Here is a 16566-nt window from a genome sequence, read left to right as displayed (position 1 = left end):
CGGAGCGTCATGAAACAGGACGAGCGACGGGAAGCGATCAGGACACAGCGGGAACAATTGATCCAGGAGCTCGAGGCGCTGTACATGGCAGCGTTTGACCGGCTTGGACAGCTCGAGGGCGATGTTGGGGAGGTGAAAGCAGCCCAGCTCACCCAGATGATCCTGAATTCAAAAACAGGGGCGATCGAACCACTGCTCAAGGAAATTGAAAAGCCTGTGATCACCACGCCAGCAACCGACAAGCCATGAGCTGGCTGGACCAGCTCGAACGGGAGCTTGATGCGCGGCTCTCCGCCTTTCTGCGCAGCAATCCCAATCAGGAGCGACTGTTCCGCGATCAGCATCTCAAGGACCGGGCCGATGCCCTCAGGCGACAGCGCATCCAGCTCAAATCGGAAGCAGACGTTCAGCGGCAACAGCTCCTCGATCTCGCCGCTGACGTCCGTGCCTGGCGCGACCGCATGGAACGGGCCCGCAGGGCCGGCGCCGATGACCTGGCCTCTCGAGCCTCCAACCATCTCGATGGTCTGATGCAGCAGGGGCGCCATCTCTGGAGCGACCTCGACGCTCTGGGACGTCGCTTCTCAGAGGTGGATTGTCAGCTCGAACAACTCGGGGAAGAGGAGGCCATGGCCTCAAGGCCAGCCGATCTGGACAAGGACTGGGCCATGTTCGAAGCCGAACAGGAACTGGAGGAGATGCGACGCCGCCATGGCCTTGACCATTGAAGAGCAGGCCGGCTGACAGTCAGGCCTTGGGTGCTGGGGGTTCCAGGCTCACACCCTCGGGTGGGGGAGTCGGATCCGGATCAGCGATCAGCATGTGTTGCAGAACGATTTCAGGACGCTCGCTGTCACGCCAGCGGATGCGATAGGCCGGCATCTTGGTGCCGCGGCTGGTCGTCTGTTCGACGGGTTCCATCACCCAACCCCGACGAGAACGGCCCTGCGGGTTGCGCTTGACCACCGCATCGGCGTGTTTGAAGCGAAACCCTACGCGCTCACCACTCATGGAGTTCGGACCTTGCCACTGACCTAATTATCCACTTTGGGGGGGCAAACCTCTCAAACATCTGGACGTAGGAGCGGAAAAGCGATCACATCGCGGATTGACGGACTGTCCGTCAGCAGCATCACCAGCCGATCGATTCCGATCCCAAGGCCTCCCGTCGGCGGCATCCCGACCTCGAGAGCATTGACGAAATCCTCATCCAGGCCCTGTGCCTCGAGGTCTCCGGCACTCCTGCGAGCTTGCTGTGCTTCCAGGCGCTGGCGCTGATCCACCGGATCGATCAGCTCACTGAAGGCATTCGCGGTCTCACGGCCCACGATGAACAGTTCAAAGCGTTCCACGAGGCCGGATTTGCTGCGGTGTTTTCGGGCCAGAGGTGAGATCTCGATTGGATAATCCGTCACGAACGTGGGTTGAATCAGACTTGTTTCAACGCGCTGCTCGAACGCTTCATTCAGAAGGCGGCCTACACTGTCCGCTTTGCTAGGCACCTCGAGTCCTGCGGCCTGCATCGCCGTTGCCGCGTCTTCACGACCGGCGAAGCCGTTGAAGTCAAGGCCGGTGGCCTCCTGCACCAGTTCATGCATCGTGGCGCGGCGCCAGGGGGGCGTCAGGTCCACCTCAACCCCTTGGTAGCTCAGGCGGGTGCCGCCGCAGACCTGCTGGCAGACCGAACTGATCATCGACTCGGTGAGCTCCATCATGTCGACGTAGTCGGCATAGGCCTGATACACCTCTACGGAGGTGAACTCCGGGTTATGTCTGGTGCTCACCCCCTCGTTGCGGAAGATGCGGCCGAGTTCATAGACCCGCTCAAAGCCGCCCACCACCAGTCGCTTGAGGTGGAGTTCCGTGGCGATCCGCAGATAGAGGGGGAGGTCGAGGGTGTTGTGGTGGGTAATGAACGGACGCGCATCGGCACCACCAGCCTCCGCCTGAAGCACGGGTGTTTCGATCTCCAGGAATTGACGCTCGTCCAACCAGCGACGAATGCCGCTCACGGTGAGGGCACGTCGGCGAAAGGTCTCGCGCGACTGGGGCGACACGATCAGATCGAGATAGCGCTGGCGGTAGCGCTTCTCAACATCCACCAGGCCATGCCACTTGTCCGGCAAGGGCTGCAAGGCCTTGCTGAGCATGCGCCAATCACGCACCTTCACCGACAACTCACCACGTTCCGTGCGGCGCAGGCTGCCGCTGACCCCCAGCCAGTCACCCGCATCGACAAGGCCCGTGATCTGCTTGAACCAGCCGTCCTGCTGCGCCTCAAGGCCGGCCTTCTCGAGGAACAACTGAATCGTGCCGGTTTCATCGGCAAGGGTGAAGAAGGCGAGCTTGCCCATCACCCGGCGGGTCATCACACGACCGGCAACGGAGACGGTGACATCCCGCTCCTCCCCCTTCGGCAGATCCGCGTGATCGGTCTGCAACGTCGCCATGCGATGGGACGGGCGAAAGTGCAGGGCGTAGGGCCCCTGACCCAACTCCTGAAGCGATTGGGCCTTCTCCAGGCGGGTGTCGCGCAGATCAGACAAGGGAGAAAGGCAGACGGGCGTCATCTTGCCCGCCCGCTGGTCACATGTCGCTGATCAGCCGTCGCACAAGGTCAGGCTGTTGCCGCTTCCCCGAGACGCTGGGAGGCGTAACCGATCCCTCGTACCGTGAGGATCAGCTCAGGATTGCGGGGATCGGGTTCCAACTTGCCGCGCAAGCGGGCCACGTAGACATCAACAACACGAAGATCGGCAGCGCGCCTCGGTGGATAACCCCAGAGCTGCTCGAGGATTTCCGCTCTTGGAACCACGCTGCCCGGGTCGCGGAACAGGAGCTCCAGCAGGCTGAACTCGGTGTAGGTGAGGTTGATGCGCTCCCCGCCTCTGCTCACCTGTCGCCGGTTGGTGTCCACCACCAGATCTCCCAGCTTGAGAACACCCTGCCCGGTGGGAACATCTCGGTTTTCAACAACAGCGTTGCCGCGTCCCACGCGGCGGAGAATGGTGGCGATGCGAGCCTCGAGTTCCTTGGGGCTGAAAGGCTTCGGCAGGTAATCGTCGGCACCAAGATCAAGCCCCGCCACGCGCTCGGAAATCGCTTCAACAGCCGACAGGAAAATGATCGGCACGCACGATTCAGCACGCAGACGACGGCAAACCGCGAAGCCGTCCAGCTTCGGCAGCATCACGTCGAGAACGATCAGATCAGGCTCTTCGTTGTGGAAAAGCTCAAGAGCCTCCTCCCCATCTTCAGCGCAGACAACGCGGTAGCCCGACAGCTGCAACCGCATCACAAGTACACGACGGACAGCGGCCTCGTCGTCCACCACAAGAATCGTGGCTTTCGGTTGCGAGGGCCCACTGCCCGTCATCGGCCACACGCTTAACGACTTGCAACCATACAGTTGAATGTGTTGAAGGTGACGGAAACCAGCTGCGCCGCAGGCTCTTTTCTGATTCTCTTAACAATTCAGGCGTCCGGCCAGCGGGATCTTGAATACTGATTCCACTCTTCTGCAGCGGATACAACAGCCTGATCGCTGCCGATCTGGTCCAACATCGCTTTCTGTAACTGGGTGTAGAGAATCTTCTGCAGCCGTTTGATCCCCGGCAGGGCGGGGACGAGCACACGGGCCGTCTCGAGGGTCTGGGCCGACAACAGTCGCGCTGCTCGGATCTGAACCTCAGCCGCCGTGGTGGGTTGCTCCTGCTCGAGAGCGTTGCGAATCGTCATGAGAGCCTGTCTGGAAGACGGCAGCACCCTGGCCTCTGTGGCAAAGCGGGTCTGGTTGGCCGCATTCGTGAGATAGGCGGCGAAGTCCACAGCCTCCTCGCGACGATGGCTCTGACTCGGCACAGCCAGGGTCATCAGGGCCACATTGGCCGTGCCGTCAGGTCCGGTGAGCGGGGGATGGGGTTCGGTGACTGCAGCCACACCGGGCGCATTGGTCTGAATGCTGCGCAGAAATTCAGCGCCTGTCGCCGCCAGGGCCAGATCACCGCTCTGGAAGAGCTCGATCGCCCTTCGCTGGCCCTGGCTGACGACTTCGCGGGGCAAAAGCCCAGCGCGGTAGAGATCGGTCCAGAAACGAAAGGCCCGACGGCCAGCAGGTCTGTCAAAGGCAGCGCGGCGCCGGTCATCCAGCAGCTGCACACCCATCTGCACCAGCGTTTCCAGCATCTCGGCCGAGTCATCCGGGACCACGGTCACGAACAGGCCGTAGCGACCGGTTTTGTCGCGCAAGCGGCGGGCGAAATCCGGAATCTCACTCCAGTAGCGCGGCGGTGTGGCGATGCCGGCCTGATCCAGCAGGCTCCGGTTCACGAGGCTGAGCCGCACCGTGAGGTACCAGGGGATGGCGATCTGACCGGCCTCGTCATCACGACAGGCCTGCCAGACGGAAGGGAGGTAACGCTCCTCCACATCGCTTGTCAGCAGCGGCGAAAGATCGCTGAGCCCCCCCTTGCTGGCGAGATTGGCCGCAAAGGGCGGATTGAGATTCACCAGATCGGGAGCCGTGCGTGCAAAGACTGCCGCCAGTAACTTGCGTTCCACTGAGCCCCAGGGCAGGTCCGTCCAACGCACCGGAAGACCGGGGTGACTGCGCGTCCAATCGGCCAGCAGATCAGCGAAGTAAGGATTGAATTTCGGAGCCAGCTGCAGCGTCCAGAGATCCAGCTCCTGGCCTGGCATGGTCGGTCGACCACAGGCCGCCAGTGAACCGGCTGCTGCAGCCAGCAGGATTTGGCGGCGCGTCCAGAGCTGCTTCACGCCGGTGCCCTCCGTCGCCAGATCAACAGCTGAATCGACACCAGCATCGGCGCCAGCAACGCCGTCATCAGGGACTGACTCCAGGTGGTCTTCCAGGCCCAGCCAGCCATCCAGGGACCCAGCTCACCGCCCTGAACAACCAGAACCTGCACGATCAGGCTGAGCCCGAGGGCAACACTGCCGATCCAGGCCAGCAAACCAAGATTGAGGCTGCGCTGAATCGGTGGTGCGCGACGACCGAGGCGGCCCCACCACCAGCCCAGCAACAGCAACGCCGGCACCTGCGTGACACCACCAAGGCTGAGTCCATCGAGCACCAGACCCAGGGACACCCCTGCGAAGCCGCCGGAGACAGGGCCATCAACCAGGGCCCAGGGCAGCAGCCAGAGCACAGCCCAGGCGGGGCCGACGCCGGCGACGCCGAACCAGCTCGGAGTCGCCAGAGTCAACAGGGGAACCAGGAGGGCCGTGGCAAGGCAAAGGGGCTGACGATGCAGTCGTGCCATCGTCAGCGCAGGCGGACCTGAACCCAGTCGATCGCCTCGGGAGCGGCGATCAACTGCACAACGGCGTGGGGAGCAGGGACAGCCCGTTCATCCACGGACTGAACCACGCCGACAGGCAGGTTGGCCGGCAGAAGGGTGCTCGCGGGCGACGTGCTCACCAGATCACCTGGCCGCACGCTGGGATCCTTCTCAATGAACCGAAGCTGCGGGCGACTGGTGCCCATCCCCACAAGCAATCCATGGCTGCGCGTGCGGGGAAGCCAGACACCGACCTCCGTCCCAGGAGCCGTCAGCAACTTCACCCGACTGGTGGTGGGCGTGACGCTCTGCACCTGCCCCACCAAGCCGCCCGGACCCATCACCGCATCACCTGCCGTGATGCCGTTCAAGGCCCCTTTGCCGAGCTCGAGTTGCTGCCACCATCCGCGAGGTGAGCGCGAGATGACAGCGGCTGAAAGACTGTTCCCTCCTTCCTGCAACCCGAGCAATCCACGCAGGCGCCTGTTGTCGGCCTCCAGCAGCTGGAGCGATGCCCTTGCTTCAAGATCCGCCGCGGCGCCCAGCCACTCACTCTGGGCGGGACCCGGCCAGAACGGACGGGTCAACAAGGCGTAGGCATCAGCGAAACCAGCACCCTTGCTGGCTCGAACCAGAACGAAGGCCACCAACAGGATCAACCATGGCCAGAACGTCAGAACACCCCGCCATCGGCTGCCGCCGGGCCACTGGGTTGGTGCCACGGGATCAGGCAGTCACAGCGGAGCGAACGAATTCAGGCGTATCGACCACCCGCTGCAGACGCTTCCAATCCTCCAGAACCTGACCGCAGCCATTGACAACGCACAGAAGAGGATCCTCCGCCACATGGACAAAGATCCCTGTCTCGTGGCTGATCAGGTCACTGATCCCACGCACCAGTGCGCCACCGCCGGCCAGCATGATGCCGCGGTCAACGATGTCGGCAGCGAGCTCAGGGGGTGTGCGCTCGAGGGTTCGCTTGACGGCCTCGACAATCACTTTGAGTGGTTCAGCGATGGCCTCACGCAGGTCGCCTGCCTTGAGATTGACGGTGCGAGGCAGACCCGAGAGCAGGTGCAGTCCGCGCACATCCATGGACTGCTGATCGAATTCATCGTCCGGGAAGGCCGAACCGATACGGATCTTGATGTCCTCAGCGGTGCGCTCACCCACCACCATGTTGTGGACCTTCTTGAGATACACCCCGATCGAATCGCTGATTTCATCACCGGCGACCCGCACCGATTCACTCAGGACCGTGCCACCAAGACTCAGCACGGCCACCTCGGTGGTGCCACCGCCGATATCAACCATCATCGTTCCAACCGGCTCGGTGACGGGAAGGCCGGCGCCGATCGCCGCAGCGACCGGCTCATCGATGAGATGCACCTCGCGGGCCCCAGCCATCCCGGCCTCGCGGACCGCCCGCCGCTCGACCCCGGTGACGCCGCTGGGAATGCCGACCACCAGACGGGGAGCCATGATTCCGCGCCCTTCGTTCCCCTTGTTGATGAAGGTTTTCAGCATCTGTTCCGCAGCATCGAAATCGGCGATGACGCCGTCCCGCAGCGGGCGGACTGCCCGGATGTTGCCGGGAGTGCGACCGAGCATCAGCTTCGCTTCATCCCCCACGGCCAAGGTGGCGCCGCGCTCCAGATCCAGAGCGACCACGGAGGGCTCCTGCAGAACAATGCCGCGGCCGGAGACGTAGATCAGGGTGTTGGCAGTGCCCAGATCGATGCCGATGTCTCGTGACAGCTGGAAGCGACGGAGAAACACAGACACCGGACACAGATCGATGAAGTTTAAGGGCGATTTCCGGACAGATCTGATACGTCCGACGTCAGGGGTGGAACTCCTTAAAAGCAGCCACCTCATCTGTGGCGCATCATTGACCACATCACCAGAAAAGAGTCATCCATGGGCGTGAATTCCGTCACCCTCGTCGGCCGTGCCGGCCGGGATCCCGAAGTCCGCTACTTCGAATCAGGCAGCGTTGTTGCCAACCTCACAATGGCCGTCAACCGGCGCAGCCGGGACGACGAGCCCGACTGGTTCAACCTTGAAATCTGGGGCAAACAGGCCCAGGTCGCCGCTGACTACGTCAAGAAAGGGTCCCTGCTGGGAATCGTCGGCAGTTTCAAACTGGATCGCTGGAACGACCGCAATAGCGGTGAGGAACGCAGCAAACCTGTCGTCCGCGTTGACCGTCTGGAACTGCTCGGATCCAAACGCGACAACGAGGCTGCAGCTGGCAGTTTCGGCGGCAACCAGGCCAGTGACGAAGAGATTCCCTTCTGAACAGGCAGTCGGGTGCCGTTCGTCAGTCCGATGACTGTTCAGTCAGGTGACTGACGGCGGCGCCAGATCCGCAGGCACAGCCAGATGCCGCCGGCCAGCACAGCGATGACGAGAAGAACCTTGACGACCTTGGAGACGGGGTCGATCCAGACCTCGACATTGCTGTAACCCTCTCCGAGCAGCATGCCGGCGATGGTGAGCAGCAATGTCCAGATCAGGCTGCCGGCTGTTGTCCAGATCAGGAAAGGCCCCATCGACATCATCTCGATCCCGGCGGGGACCGAAATCAACGTGCGGATTCCAGGCACCAGTCGCCCCCAGAACACCAGGGCGTTGCCGTAGCGGGTGAACCAACGGTGACTCCGCGCCAGCTCCTCCGGGCTGATGCCGATCCAGCGACCGTGGCGCACCAGCCACTGTTCGATCCTGTCTTCATTGATCAAGCGACCGATCCCGTACCAGGGGAGTGCTCCCAGCACCGTCCCCAGCAGCCCTGCCACCACCACGGGAACCAGCTGCAGCTGACCCTGCTGCACATAGAACCCTCCCAGGGGCATGATCAGCTCCGATGGGATCGGGGGAAACAAGTTCTCGAGAAACATCGCGGCGAAGATCGCGGTGTACCCGAGCCATTGGTTGGCCTCCACGGCCTGGCCGATCAGCTCAGGCAGTTGTGTGATGGCATCAGAAAGCCCCATGGAGACCGCGCGAAACGGCGCAAGTCTTCCATGGGGCGACGGTTCTGATCCGCTGAGCGATCAGTAGCGGTAGTGGTCGGGCTTGAAGGGACCCTCCACCGGCACGTTGATGTAGTCGGCCTGGTCCTTGCTGAGCTCGGTGAGCTTGGCGCCGATGCGATCGAGGTGGAGACGGGCCACCATCTCATCGAGGTGCTTGGGCAGCACATACACCTCCTTGCCGTACTCGTTGCCTTTGGTGAACAGCTCGATCTGGGCCAGCACCTGGTTGGTGAAGGAGTTGCTCATCACGAAGCTGGGGTGGCCTGTGGCGCAGCCCAGGTTCACCAGACGGCCTTCCGCCAGCAGGATGATCCTGTTGCCGCTAGGCAGGGTGATGTGATCAACCTGCGGCTTGATGTTCTCCCACTCGTAAGTCTTGAGGGAGGCGACATCGATCTCATTGTCGAAGTGGCCGATGTTGCAGACGATGGCCTCATCCTTCATCTTCAGCAGGTGCTCGTTGCGGATCACCTGGTAGTTGCCGGTGGCGGTCACGAAGATGTCCATGTCCTCGACCACATCCTCCAGGCGGACGACGCGATAGCCCTCCATGGCGGCCTGCAGAGCGCAGATCGGATCAACCTCGGCAATGCAGACGGTGGCGCCGAGGCCCCGCAGGGACTGGGCCGAGCCCTTGCCCACATCGCCGTATCCCATCACCAGGGCCTGTTTACCAGCCACCATCACATCGGTGGCGCGCTTGATGCTGTCCACCAGGGATTCGCGGCAGCCGTAAAGGTTGTCGAACTTGCTTTTGGTGACCGAGTCGTTGACGTTGATGGCGGGGAAGGGAAGTTCACCGCTCTTCTGCATCTTGTAGAGACGGGCGACTCCCGTCGTGGTCTCTTCCGTGACCCCCAAAATCTGCGCCTTGGTCCGGGAATAGAAGCTGGGATCCTGGGCCAGCTTTTTCCTGATCGAGGCGAACAGGAAGGTCTCCTCTTCGTTGGAGGGATTGTCGAGAACCGTGATGTCCTGTTCGGCCTGACTGCCCAGCATCACCAATCCGGTGGCATCACCACCGTCATCGAGAATCATGTTCGGTGAACCGCCATCACCCCACTCGAGGATGCGGTGGGTGTAGTCCCAGTACTCCTCGAGGGTTTCCCCCTTCACCGCAAAGACAGGGATGTTCTGGGCAGCGATGGCTGCTGCGGCGTGATCCTGGGTCGAGAAGATGTTGCAGGAGGCCCAACGGACCTCAGCGCCGAGTTCCACCAGGGTTTCGATCAGCACCGCCGTCTGGATCGTCATGTGCAGGGAACCAGCAATGCGGGCACCCTTGAGCGGCTTCTCCTGGCCGTACTTCTTGCGAAGGGCCATCAGCCCCGGCATTTCGGTCTCGGCAATGTCGAGCTCCTTACGGCCGAAATCGGCGAGGTTGAGGTCGGCAATGATGTAATCCGTGGCGAGCTTCAGCTCGGTCGTCGTTGTGGGCGCTGCCACCATGGTTTTAAAGCTCCCTAGGAATCGTGGAGATCAATCGCTGCAGAGACGCCGAGACTTCGGGCTTGCTTGCGGCGGACTCTACAGGGTGTATCTGGCATCTAGAGACCCTTGAGACCACCCATGCCCTGGGGCGTCAACTGGCCCAGCAGCTCCCGCCAGGGTCGATTCTGTTGCTCAATGGGCCCCTGGGCGCCGGCAAAACATCACTGGTGCAGGGGTTGGCGCAGGGTCTGGGAATCAACGAACCGATCACCAGCCCAACCTTTGCCCTCGCGCAGCACTACACCAGTGGCCATCCACCCCTCGTGCATCTCGATCTCTACCGACTGGAACACCCAGCAGCAGCCGATGAACTCTTTCTTCAGGAAGAGGAGGAGGCCAAAGCCCTTCATGCCCTGATGGCCGTGGAATGGCCTGAACGCCTCAACCTGTCCCTGCCGGAAGCCTGGTGTCTGGCGCTTGAACCGCAGGCCAGCGGCGGGCGGCGGGCTCAACTCATTTCTCCGAACAAAGCAACCTCTGCCTCGGTGGGTTGAGGGTCGATCGCTCCAGCACCACCGCACACCAGAGCCCCGCAGGCCGCTGCAAAGCGCAGGCGATCCGGCACCGGCGCTGCCCAGCGATGCAACAGGCCGGCTGTGAAAGCATCTCCAGCCCCTGTGGTGTCCACCACCTTGGGTGGCCTGAACGCGGCGATCTGAACGGACACGCCTTCGATGCGGCAGCGCACGGGCTGCGCCCCATCGGTCACCACCACTGCGGGCTGCTGCGGAAGAGCTTCCTGGATCACAGCAGGATCATCGGATCCAAACAACCAGAGCGCCTCTTCGCGAGCCAGTTTGATCAAAGCCGCCTGGTTCAGGAGCGGCTGAATCGCCTCCAGGGCAACTGGCGTCGGCCCACTGCCGGGGTCCGATGAGGGATCCCAGAACGTGGGCCGCCAGTTCACGTCAAGGGCAATCGACGTGCCCTGGGCCTGTGCCAGGTCAACAGCGCAGTGCAGAGCCTTTGCTGAATGAGGTGTCGCCAATGGAATCGTGCCGATCAGCAACCAGGCGGCATCGGTTGCGATCTGGGGCCAGGCTTCCGCCAGGGACTCTGCGGAGAGAGCCTGATCGGCAAACCCCGAACCACCATCCCCGCTGAATCCCTGAAACGTCCGCTCACCGGAGCGATCACGCCGCACCAGAACGACGCGGGTTGGACGCTCAGGGTCGATCTGCAAACCGCTGCGATCGACGCCACGGGTTTCAAACAGGGTCTGGAACGAGACGCCAATGGCATCCGCACCGACGCGTCCGAGAAAAGCAGCCGGTGTGCCGAGACGGGCCAGAGCGCAGGCCACATTGGCTGGAGCCCCTCCAAGGCGATCATTCACCGGTCGATCAACGGAAGGGTCACCTCCCGGCGGCCCGAGGCGATCGATCAGAGCCTCCCCCAGGCAAACAACCCGCCCCGGGCGGCTGGTCTCCAGCATCAGGCCGCGTCGCGGTTCCCTCCAGCCTGAACAGATTCCCCGAGCCTGCCAAGCAGCGCATCGATGATCCGGGCGTTGGCGGCTGGAAACGGATAGTCGCCAAGGTCCCCCGGTCGCACCCAGCGCACCTGCTGACTGGCCAGGGGCTGGGGATCGCCGGACAGCCAGGTGCAGAGATGCACCTCAAAGCGCAGCTTCTTGTGGCTGTAGGCGTGCTCAATGCTGATCAACGCCTCCCCGACGCGGACCTCGATCGCCAGCTCCTCGCGCAGCTCACGGACAATACATTCAGCGATGGTTTCGCCGTGTTCCAGTTTGCCGCCGGGAAATTCCCAGAGCCCCCCCAGCAGGCCCTCTTCCAGCCGTTGATCGATCAACACCTCACCCGATTCATTCAGCACAACGCCAACGCCGATGACCTGAAACGGCAGAGGTTTGCGATCGTCGGTCACGGGCCAGCGGGTCGGATCGCCGGAAGCGTAGGCAGCGCAGTCGCCCTTCCAGGGACAACACTGACAGTTGAGATGGCGAGGCGTGCAGACGGTCGCACCCAGATCCATTAGGGCCTGATTGAAATCGCGGGACCGTGGGCGATCCAGCAAGGCCTCGCTCCATTGCCAGAACAGGGCCTGATCCCGGGCCGGCGGGGTTGGGTGAGCCCTCAGACGCGCCAACACCCGCCGCACATTGCCATCCAGGATTGCCTCTGGGGCATTGATGGCACTGGACAGGATGCCCCCCGCCGTCGTGCGGCCAATCCCCGGCAAGGCCTGCCAACCCTGCAGATCCCGCGGCCAGGACGTCGCCTGGATCGCCTGGGCCGCCTCATGAAGACGCCTTGCCCGGGAGTAATAACCCAGACCCTGCCATTGCAGACGCACCTGCTGCAGTGAGGCCGAAGCGAGGGCCTCGAGGCTGGGGAACGCCTCCATCCAACGCTGCCAGTAGGGAAGAACAACAGACAGCTGGGTTTGCTGCAGCATCACCTCGGCGATCCAGCATCCGTAGAACCCAAGGGGTTCGTCAGGATCTGGCCAGCGCCCGTCCTTGCTGAACAACCACGGTTTCAAGGCTGGATCCCTGCGGCCATGCTCTTCCCACCAGGCCAGCAGGGCCGTGGCCATGGTTGACGCCGTTGGAAACCACACTTGACTCATTGAGGGTTCAGCGTCCAGACGCGATGAGAAAGCAGACAGGCATCCAACCAGGCCGGATTGAACGCCGCTTGGAACGGGCGATCTGGAAATTCCGGCTGATCACTCTCATTCCTGTGGTGATGAGCCTGATCGGCAGCATCAGCTGCTTTGTCATCGGCACCTATGCGCAACTCAGCGTGCTGAGCCATGTGCTGCAGGGACGCTTCAACGAGACCTACAGCACACGTCTGGTCGGACAGGTTGTGGGAAGCATCGACTACTACCTGATCGGCATCGCCTTGCTGATTTTCGGCTATGGCATCTATGAGCTGGTGATTGCAGACATGGATCTGCGTCAGCAGGAAACAACGGTTCTGAAGCGCAACCTGCTGAACATCGACTCCCTGGACGGCCTCAAGCAGAAGCTCACCAAGGTGATTGTCGTCGCCTTGATCGTCACCGCCTTCAAGGCGATGGTGGGATTTGAAGTCTCCACCGTCCCCGAACTGCTGATGTTCTGCGGCGGTGTGTTGATGCTGTCCTTCAGTGCGTGGCTGCTGGGCCAAAGCGGCAATCACTGATGCATGACCTGAAGGCGCCGGGCCAGTGCCGCTCGCAGCTGGCGCCAGCGACGGCTGCACTGGCGCTGCTCAGATCGAGGCAAGCGGGCATGGGCAAGCAGCTGCTGTTGCTGGGCCATCCCATCAAGCAGATCGGCGACATCCGGCTGCAGAGACGTTGCGCGGCGACAGAGCTGCGGAAACGTCTCTCCGGGCAATGGCTCGATTCCCAGTCTCGACAGCAGGCGCAGGCTGCGCTGCAGCGGATCCGCCGCTGCAGCGCGCCGCAGCCATCGCAGGATCAACAGGCCGATGGCAACGGACGCTCCGGCCCCCAGGAGCACGATCAACCCGGTCCAGTCTCCGGCCCATGCCAGCAGGCGTTGCAGCAGCCCCTGCTGTCCCACCTGATTCCAGCCAAGCCACCATTGGGTCCAGGCAAGATCCAGTCCCCACCACTGCCATTGCAACCAACGCCACCACGGTGCCGAGAAGGACTGATCGGAACGCTCGCTCCATAGACGCGCCGAGGCATCGATCCGTTGAACCCAGGTGGTGGGATCCACCCGGCTCCAGCCTTGACCCTCCAACCACACCTCATTCCAGGCGTGGGCATCGCTCTGACGGATGTCGAGATAGGGGGAACCACTCAGGGGACGGACCAAACGGCCGCCGCGGTAGCCACTCACAACGCGGGACGGGACACCGGACGCCCGCATCAGAACGGAGAAGGCACTGGCGTAATGCCCGCAGAAACCCACCTGCGATTCGAACAGAAACTCATCGAGGGTTCCGGATCGCCCAGCTCCGGGCTGGAGGCTGTAGGTGAACGGCTGCTGACGGAACCAGGCCTCCGCCGCGGCCAGGCGAGCGCGGTCGGTTGGACGATCACGCCAGGAGGCAGCCAGGGCTTCAAGCCGAGGCTGGCGGCCGCGGGGCAACTCCAGATCCACGGCACTCGGAGGCTGCAGCTGCCATGGCAGGGGGTCATCCAAGTCCTGCAGGCGATAGACACGCTGTTGCGCCGGCGGTTGCTGCAAAAGCAACTCCCCCGACCTGCCCAGCTGAAGATCCGGCGATGCGGGACGGGAACGGCCATCCCAGGGCACAGCTTTGCTGAAGGTGGGCTCGACAGTCCACCACTGCTGCCCGACAGGGTTTGACCCGAACTGGGTCTGAGAGGGCAAACGATCTGAGCGTGCCGAGGATCGGCGTTGCCAGCGCGTTCCATCGACGTGGGAATGCACCATCACCCTCCAGTAGGCATCCTCAGGGGGATCGCGGTCCGCTCCCAGACTCAGCCGCGCCGCCGGATCGTCCGATCTCACAAGTTCGGCGATGCTCAGGGGATCGAGATCAGGCGACAGTCCCGTGCGAGCACGGGCGGAACCGGCGAGATCGGAATTCCAGAGCGGGCCGATACGCGGCAACAGCAGAAACAGGATCAGGGCCAGAGGCAGGGCCGCGGCCAGGAGCTGGAGGCTGCGCATCAGAAGCTCGCGAATGCCGGACACGCCCACGACGTCCACCGCCAGCAGGGAGGCGAGCGCCATGACGGCCGAGAGCATCTGCAGCAGGCTGGCCAGCAGGCCAGGGGACTGGGCTGCCAGCAGACCGACAGCGATCAGCTGAAGCAGTGCAACGAGCCTTAGGTCCAAGGGGCGTCTGGCCTCCAGCAATTTGAAGCTCGAAACCAGCACCAGGGCGACGGTCACCCAGGCCAGAACCATCGAGGGTTCCAGCCCGAGACACTGCAACAGCAGCAACGGCAGGGTGCACCAGGCCAGGGTCCGGCTCATGCCACTGCCAGGGCGGCCAGACAGGCATCGCGGTGGGCGGCGCCGCGGCTGGGTTCGATGGTGAGTCCTGGAAGCTGCAGGCCATAGCTCTCACCGTGGTGATGCAGTTGCCAAATGCGATCGGCGAGATGCTCGAGGGCCCGGTCCCAGGGCACAGCCGCCGTTGGTTTCAGGATCAGACGTTGGCTGGCTGGATCGCTGAACTGCTTCAGCTGCAGGGGACGGCCTTTGGCCACACTTCCCCAATGGACCAGGGCCAGTCGCTCCCCAGGGCGGTAGGGCTTCAGGTCCTGCCATTCCTGCAGCCCTGACTGAGGCAGCTCAGGAGCCTCGACTTCAACGGGGCCCTGCCGACGGGCTGGATAAATCAGCTGGGGCGTCGCGGGCTCCCAGCGACTCCAGCAGACGAACAAACCCAGAGGAGCCGTGGTGGCGATGTGCACGGCACCCGGACGCTGCAACCCGCGATGGTTCGAACGCCAGAGCAGCTCCAGGCGTTGCTCTCCTGGCGGCAGTTCAGCGATCTCATGCCCGTGATCGCCTGACAACGACAGATGCAGGTGTTGTCGCGGCGATCGGCTGGTCAGAAGCAGGGGGTAGGCCACCGCCTGTCCTGCAAAACCTGGGGATGGCTGCCCGCAGCGCATCTCCAGACCGTTCAAGGCGTCATGGGTGAGATGCATGGCCAGCAACATCAGGCCCAGCAGCAGAAAGCTGAGCAGAAGCGTGCCGTTGCTGCGCATCTGAATCGCCACGAGCTGCAGAAGTCCAGCAGCGGCCAACCAGAGCAGACCGAAACGGGTCGGAAGAATGAAAAGGTTGCGCAAACCGAGACGCAGCTGAATCCCGGTCTGACGTCGGATCAGCGGTGGCTTAACGAAGCGCATTCACCTGCTGAAGCAAGGCCTGGCTGAGCGGTGCGCCGCCATCGAGCGCCGATGGGATCCCGCCATCAAGACGATGCTCAACCACTGCGGCACAGACGATCTGAACATCATCCAGCGTCACATGGGGACGCTGCTCGAACAGCGACCAGGCCCGAGCCGCAGCGATCAGCCCCTGACTGGCCCGGGGTGACAACCCAACGCCGCCCTGGCGTGTGGCCTGGACAAGGTCCAGCACGTAATCAATCAACTGTTGAGAGCAGTACTGCTGACGACAACGCGTCTGCCACTCGATCAGCTGAGCGGACTCCAGGACCTGGGCCTGCGACGCCATAGGCGTCGCTTCTCCCATCAGCAAGGTTCTCTCGGCGGCCCGATCCGGATAGCCAAGGCTGAGACGCATCAGGAATCGATCCAGCTGGGCTTCCGGCAGGGGGCTGGTCCCCACCTGATCGAGGCTGTTCTGGGTGGCGATCACAAAAAAAGGATCCGGCAGCGGATGACTCGTCCCGTCGACACTGACGCGCCCAGCGGCCATCGCTTCCAACAGGGCGCTCTGCGTGCGGGGGCTGGCTCGATTGATTTCATCCGCCAGCAACACCTGCGTGAAGACCGGTCCCGGCTGGAAGCGAAAGCTGGCCGTGGCTGGGTCGAAGACCGTCAGGCCGGTGAGATCAGCCGGCAGCAGGTCGCTGGTGAAACTGACCCGCTTGAAGGCAAGGGCGCAACTCCTGGCCAGGGATTCAGCGAGGGTCGATTTCCCCATTCCTGGACGGTCCTCGATCAGCAGATGCCCGCCTGCGATCAGACAGCACAGCGCCAACCGCACCTGGTGCTGCTTTCCCAGCAGAACGGTGCTGAGGGCTTGGATGAGCTGGTGCAGCTGTATCGCAGACTCCTGGAGCCGTACAGGAACGATT

At 62.8% G+C, this 16566-nt stretch carries 19 protein-coding genes; 5 read left to right on the top strand and 14 right to left on the bottom strand.

The window, feature by feature from the left end; genetic code table 11:
* The first annotated feature begins 9 nt into the window (after positions 1–9).
* Complete coding sequence (locus KR100_RS01690; RefSeq protein ID WP_038542681.1) at positions 10–249, top strand: hercynine metabolism small protein; 240 nt, start codon at positions 10–12, stop codon at positions 247–249.
* The gene (locus KR100_RS01685) at positions 246–728 is read left to right on the top strand and encodes a hercynine metabolism protein (RefSeq protein ID WP_038542679.1); all 483 of its coding nucleotides are present in this window, start codon (positions 246–248) and stop codon (positions 726–728) included. Before KR100_RS01690 ends, KR100_RS01685 begins: the two co-directional genes overlap by 4 nt.
* 19 nt (positions 729–747) lie before the next feature.
* On the opposite strand, the gene KR100_RS01680 is transcribed toward KR100_RS01685, so the two are convergent.
* The 7 genes from KR100_RS01680 to KR100_RS01650 all read right to left on the bottom strand — a co-directional run bounded on the left by KR100_RS01680 (position 748) and on the right by KR100_RS01650 (position 7079).
* Positions 748–1011, bottom strand: coding sequence for a hypothetical protein (locus tag KR100_RS01680; protein ID WP_006851112.1), 264 nt, complete (start codon positions 1009–1011; stop codon positions 748–750).
* A gap of 53 nt (positions 1012–1064) precedes the next feature.
* Positions 1065–2570, bottom strand: a complete 1506-nt coding sequence (gene lysS, locus KR100_RS01675) for a lysine--tRNA ligase (RefSeq protein WP_204207753.1) — start codon at positions 2568–2570, stop codon at positions 1065–1067.
* A 47-nt stretch (positions 2571–2617) separates the two neighbouring features.
* Positions 2618–3376, bottom strand: coding sequence for a response regulator transcription factor RpaB (gene rpaB, locus KR100_RS01670; RefSeq protein ID WP_038542677.1), 759 nt, complete (start codon positions 3374–3376; stop codon positions 2618–2620).
* A gap of 98 nt (positions 3377–3474) precedes the next feature.
* The gene (locus KR100_RS01665; RefSeq protein ID WP_038542675.1) at positions 3475–4776 is read right to left on the bottom strand and encodes a sugar ABC transporter substrate-binding protein; all 1302 of its coding nucleotides are present in this window, start codon (positions 4774–4776) and stop codon (positions 3475–3477) included.
* Entirely contained in the window at positions 4773–5282 is a 510-nt protein-coding gene (locus tag KR100_RS01660; RefSeq protein ID WP_038542673.1) for a hypothetical protein, read from the bottom strand. Before KR100_RS01660 ends, KR100_RS01665 begins: the two co-directional genes overlap by 4 nt.
* A gap of 2 nt (positions 5283–5284) precedes the next feature.
* Entirely contained in the window at positions 5285–6022 is a 738-nt protein-coding gene (gene mreC, locus KR100_RS01655) for a rod shape-determining protein MreC (RefSeq protein WP_038542670.1), read from the bottom strand.
* 4 nt (positions 6023–6026) lie between these two features.
* Positions 6027–7079: a rod shape-determining protein gene (locus KR100_RS01650; protein ID WP_038547629.1), complete on the bottom strand. Its 1053-nt coding sequence runs from the start codon at positions 7077–7079 to the stop codon at positions 6027–6029.
* Positions 7080–7220: 141 nt separating this feature from the next.
* On the opposite strand from KR100_RS01650, the gene KR100_RS01645 reads away from it, so the two are divergent.
* Complete coding sequence (locus tag KR100_RS01645) at positions 7221–7601, top strand: single-stranded DNA-binding protein (RefSeq protein ID WP_038542669.1); 381 nt, start codon at positions 7221–7223, stop codon at positions 7599–7601.
* Positions 7602–7639: 38 nt separating this feature from the next.
* Here KR100_RS01645 and KR100_RS01640 read toward each other — a convergent pair whose 3' ends face one another.
* Complete coding sequence (locus KR100_RS01640) at positions 7640–8299, bottom strand: DedA family protein (protein ID WP_038542667.1); 660 nt, start codon at positions 8297–8299, stop codon at positions 7640–7642.
* Positions 8300–8359: 60 nt separating this feature from the next.
* Positions 8360–9790, bottom strand: a complete 1431-nt coding sequence (gene ahcY, locus KR100_RS01635; protein ID WP_038542665.1) for an adenosylhomocysteinase — start codon at positions 9788–9790, stop codon at positions 8360–8362.
* Between the two features lie 29 nt (positions 9791–9819).
* Between ahcY and tsaE the strand changes: the two genes are divergently transcribed.
* Positions 9820–10326: a tRNA (adenosine(37)-N6)-threonylcarbamoyltransferase complex ATPase subunit type 1 TsaE gene (tsaE, locus tag KR100_RS01630; RefSeq protein WP_038547627.1), complete on the top strand. Its 507-nt coding sequence runs from the start codon at positions 9820–9822 to the stop codon at positions 10324–10326.
* Here tsaE and KR100_RS01625 read toward each other — a convergent pair.
* Together KR100_RS01625 and mutT are read right to left on the bottom strand one after the other, a co-directional pair.
* The gene (locus tag KR100_RS01625; protein ID WP_038542663.1) at positions 10281–11267 is read right to left on the bottom strand and encodes a carbohydrate kinase; all 987 of its coding nucleotides are present in this window, start codon (positions 11265–11267) and stop codon (positions 10281–10283) included. The two genes, tsaE and KR100_RS01625, sit on opposite strands and share 46 nt — an antisense overlap.
* The gene (mutT, locus tag KR100_RS01620; RefSeq protein ID WP_038542661.1) at positions 11267–12391 is read right to left on the bottom strand and encodes an 8-oxo-dGTP diphosphatase MutT; all 1125 of its coding nucleotides are present in this window, start codon (positions 12389–12391) and stop codon (positions 11267–11269) included. Before mutT ends, KR100_RS01625 begins: the two co-directional genes overlap by 1 nt.
* A gap of 56 nt (positions 12392–12447) precedes the next feature.
* Between mutT and KR100_RS01615 the strand changes: the two genes are divergently transcribed.
* The gene (locus KR100_RS01615) at positions 12448–12984 is read left to right on the top strand and encodes a YqhA family protein (RefSeq protein ID WP_038542659.1); all 537 of its coding nucleotides are present in this window, start codon (positions 12448–12450) and stop codon (positions 12982–12984) included.
* Here KR100_RS01615 and KR100_RS01610 read toward each other — a convergent pair.
* The 3 genes from KR100_RS01610 to KR100_RS01600 are packed head-to-tail and all read right to left on the bottom strand — an operon-like array spanning position 12978 to position 16565.
* Complete coding sequence (locus KR100_RS01610; RefSeq protein ID WP_038542657.1) at positions 12978–14762, bottom strand: DUF3488 and transglutaminase-like domain-containing protein; 1785 nt, start codon at positions 14760–14762, stop codon at positions 12978–12980. The genes KR100_RS01615 and KR100_RS01610 overlap by 7 nt on opposite strands.
* On the bottom strand, positions 14759–15649 hold the full coding sequence (locus tag KR100_RS01605) for a DUF58 domain-containing protein (protein WP_038542655.1): 891 nt from the start codon (positions 15647–15649) through the stop codon (positions 14759–14761). Before KR100_RS01605 ends, KR100_RS01610 begins: the two co-directional genes overlap by 4 nt.
* Entirely contained in the window at positions 15636–16565 is a 930-nt protein-coding gene (locus KR100_RS01600; RefSeq protein WP_204207803.1) for a MoxR family ATPase, read from the bottom strand. Before KR100_RS01600 ends, KR100_RS01605 begins: the two co-directional genes overlap by 14 nt.
* Position 16566 lies beyond the last annotated feature (1 nt).

Source organism: Synechococcus sp. KORDI-100 (assembly GCF_000737535.1).
Taxonomy (GTDB): Bacteria; Cyanobacteriota; Cyanobacteriia; order PCC-6307; family Cyanobiaceae; genus Parasynechococcus.
This window is presented reverse-complemented; position numbering and strand designations above follow the sequence as displayed.

Coding starts and splice junctions, on each gene's coding strand:
- KR100_RS01690 (WP_038542681.1), top strand. CDS start 10: ATGAAACAGGACGAGCGACGGGAAGCGATCAGGACACAGCGGGAACAA.
- KR100_RS01685 (WP_038542679.1), top strand. CDS start 246: ATGAGCTGGCTGGACCAGCTCGAACGGGAGCTTGATGCGCGGCTCTCC.
- KR100_RS01680 (WP_006851112.1), bottom strand. CDS start 1,011: ATGAGTGGTGAGCGCGTAGGGTTTCGCTTCAAACACGCCGATGCGGTG.
- lysS (WP_204207753.1), bottom strand. CDS start 2,570: ATGACGCCCGTCTGCCTTTCTCCCTTGTCTGATCTGCGCGACACCCGC.
- rpaB (WP_038542677.1), bottom strand. CDS start 3,376: ATGACGGGCAGTGGGCCCTCGCAACCGAAAGCCACGATTCTTGTGGTG.
- KR100_RS01660 (WP_038542673.1), bottom strand. CDS start 5,282: ATGGCACGACTGCATCGTCAGCCCCTTTGCCTTGCCACGGCCCTCCTG.
- KR100_RS01645 (WP_038542669.1), top strand. CDS start 7,221: ATGGGCGTGAATTCCGTCACCCTCGTCGGCCGTGCCGGCCGGGATCCC.
- KR100_RS01640 (WP_038542667.1), bottom strand. CDS start 8,299: ATGGGGCTTTCTGATGCCATCACACAACTGCCTGAGCTGATCGGCCAG.
- ahcY (WP_038542665.1), bottom strand. CDS start 9,790: ATGGTGGCAGCGCCCACAACGACGACCGAGCTGAAGCTCGCCACGGAT.
- KR100_RS01625 (WP_038542663.1), bottom strand. CDS start 11,267: ATGCTGGAGACCAGCCGCCCGGGGCGGGTTGTTTGCCTGGGGGAGGCT.
- mutT (WP_038542661.1), bottom strand. CDS start 12,391: ATGGCCACGGCCCTGCTGGCCTGGTGGGAAGAGCATGGCCGCAGGGAT.
- KR100_RS01615 (WP_038542659.1), top strand. CDS start 12,448: ATGAGAAAGCAGACAGGCATCCAACCAGGCCGGATTGAACGCCGCTTG.
- KR100_RS01610 (WP_038542657.1), bottom strand. CDS start 14,762: ATGAGCCGGACCCTGGCCTGGTGCACCCTGCCGTTGCTGCTGTTGCAG.
- KR100_RS01605 (WP_038542655.1), bottom strand. CDS start 15,649: ATGCGCTTCGTTAAGCCACCGCTGATCCGACGTCAGACCGGGATTCAG.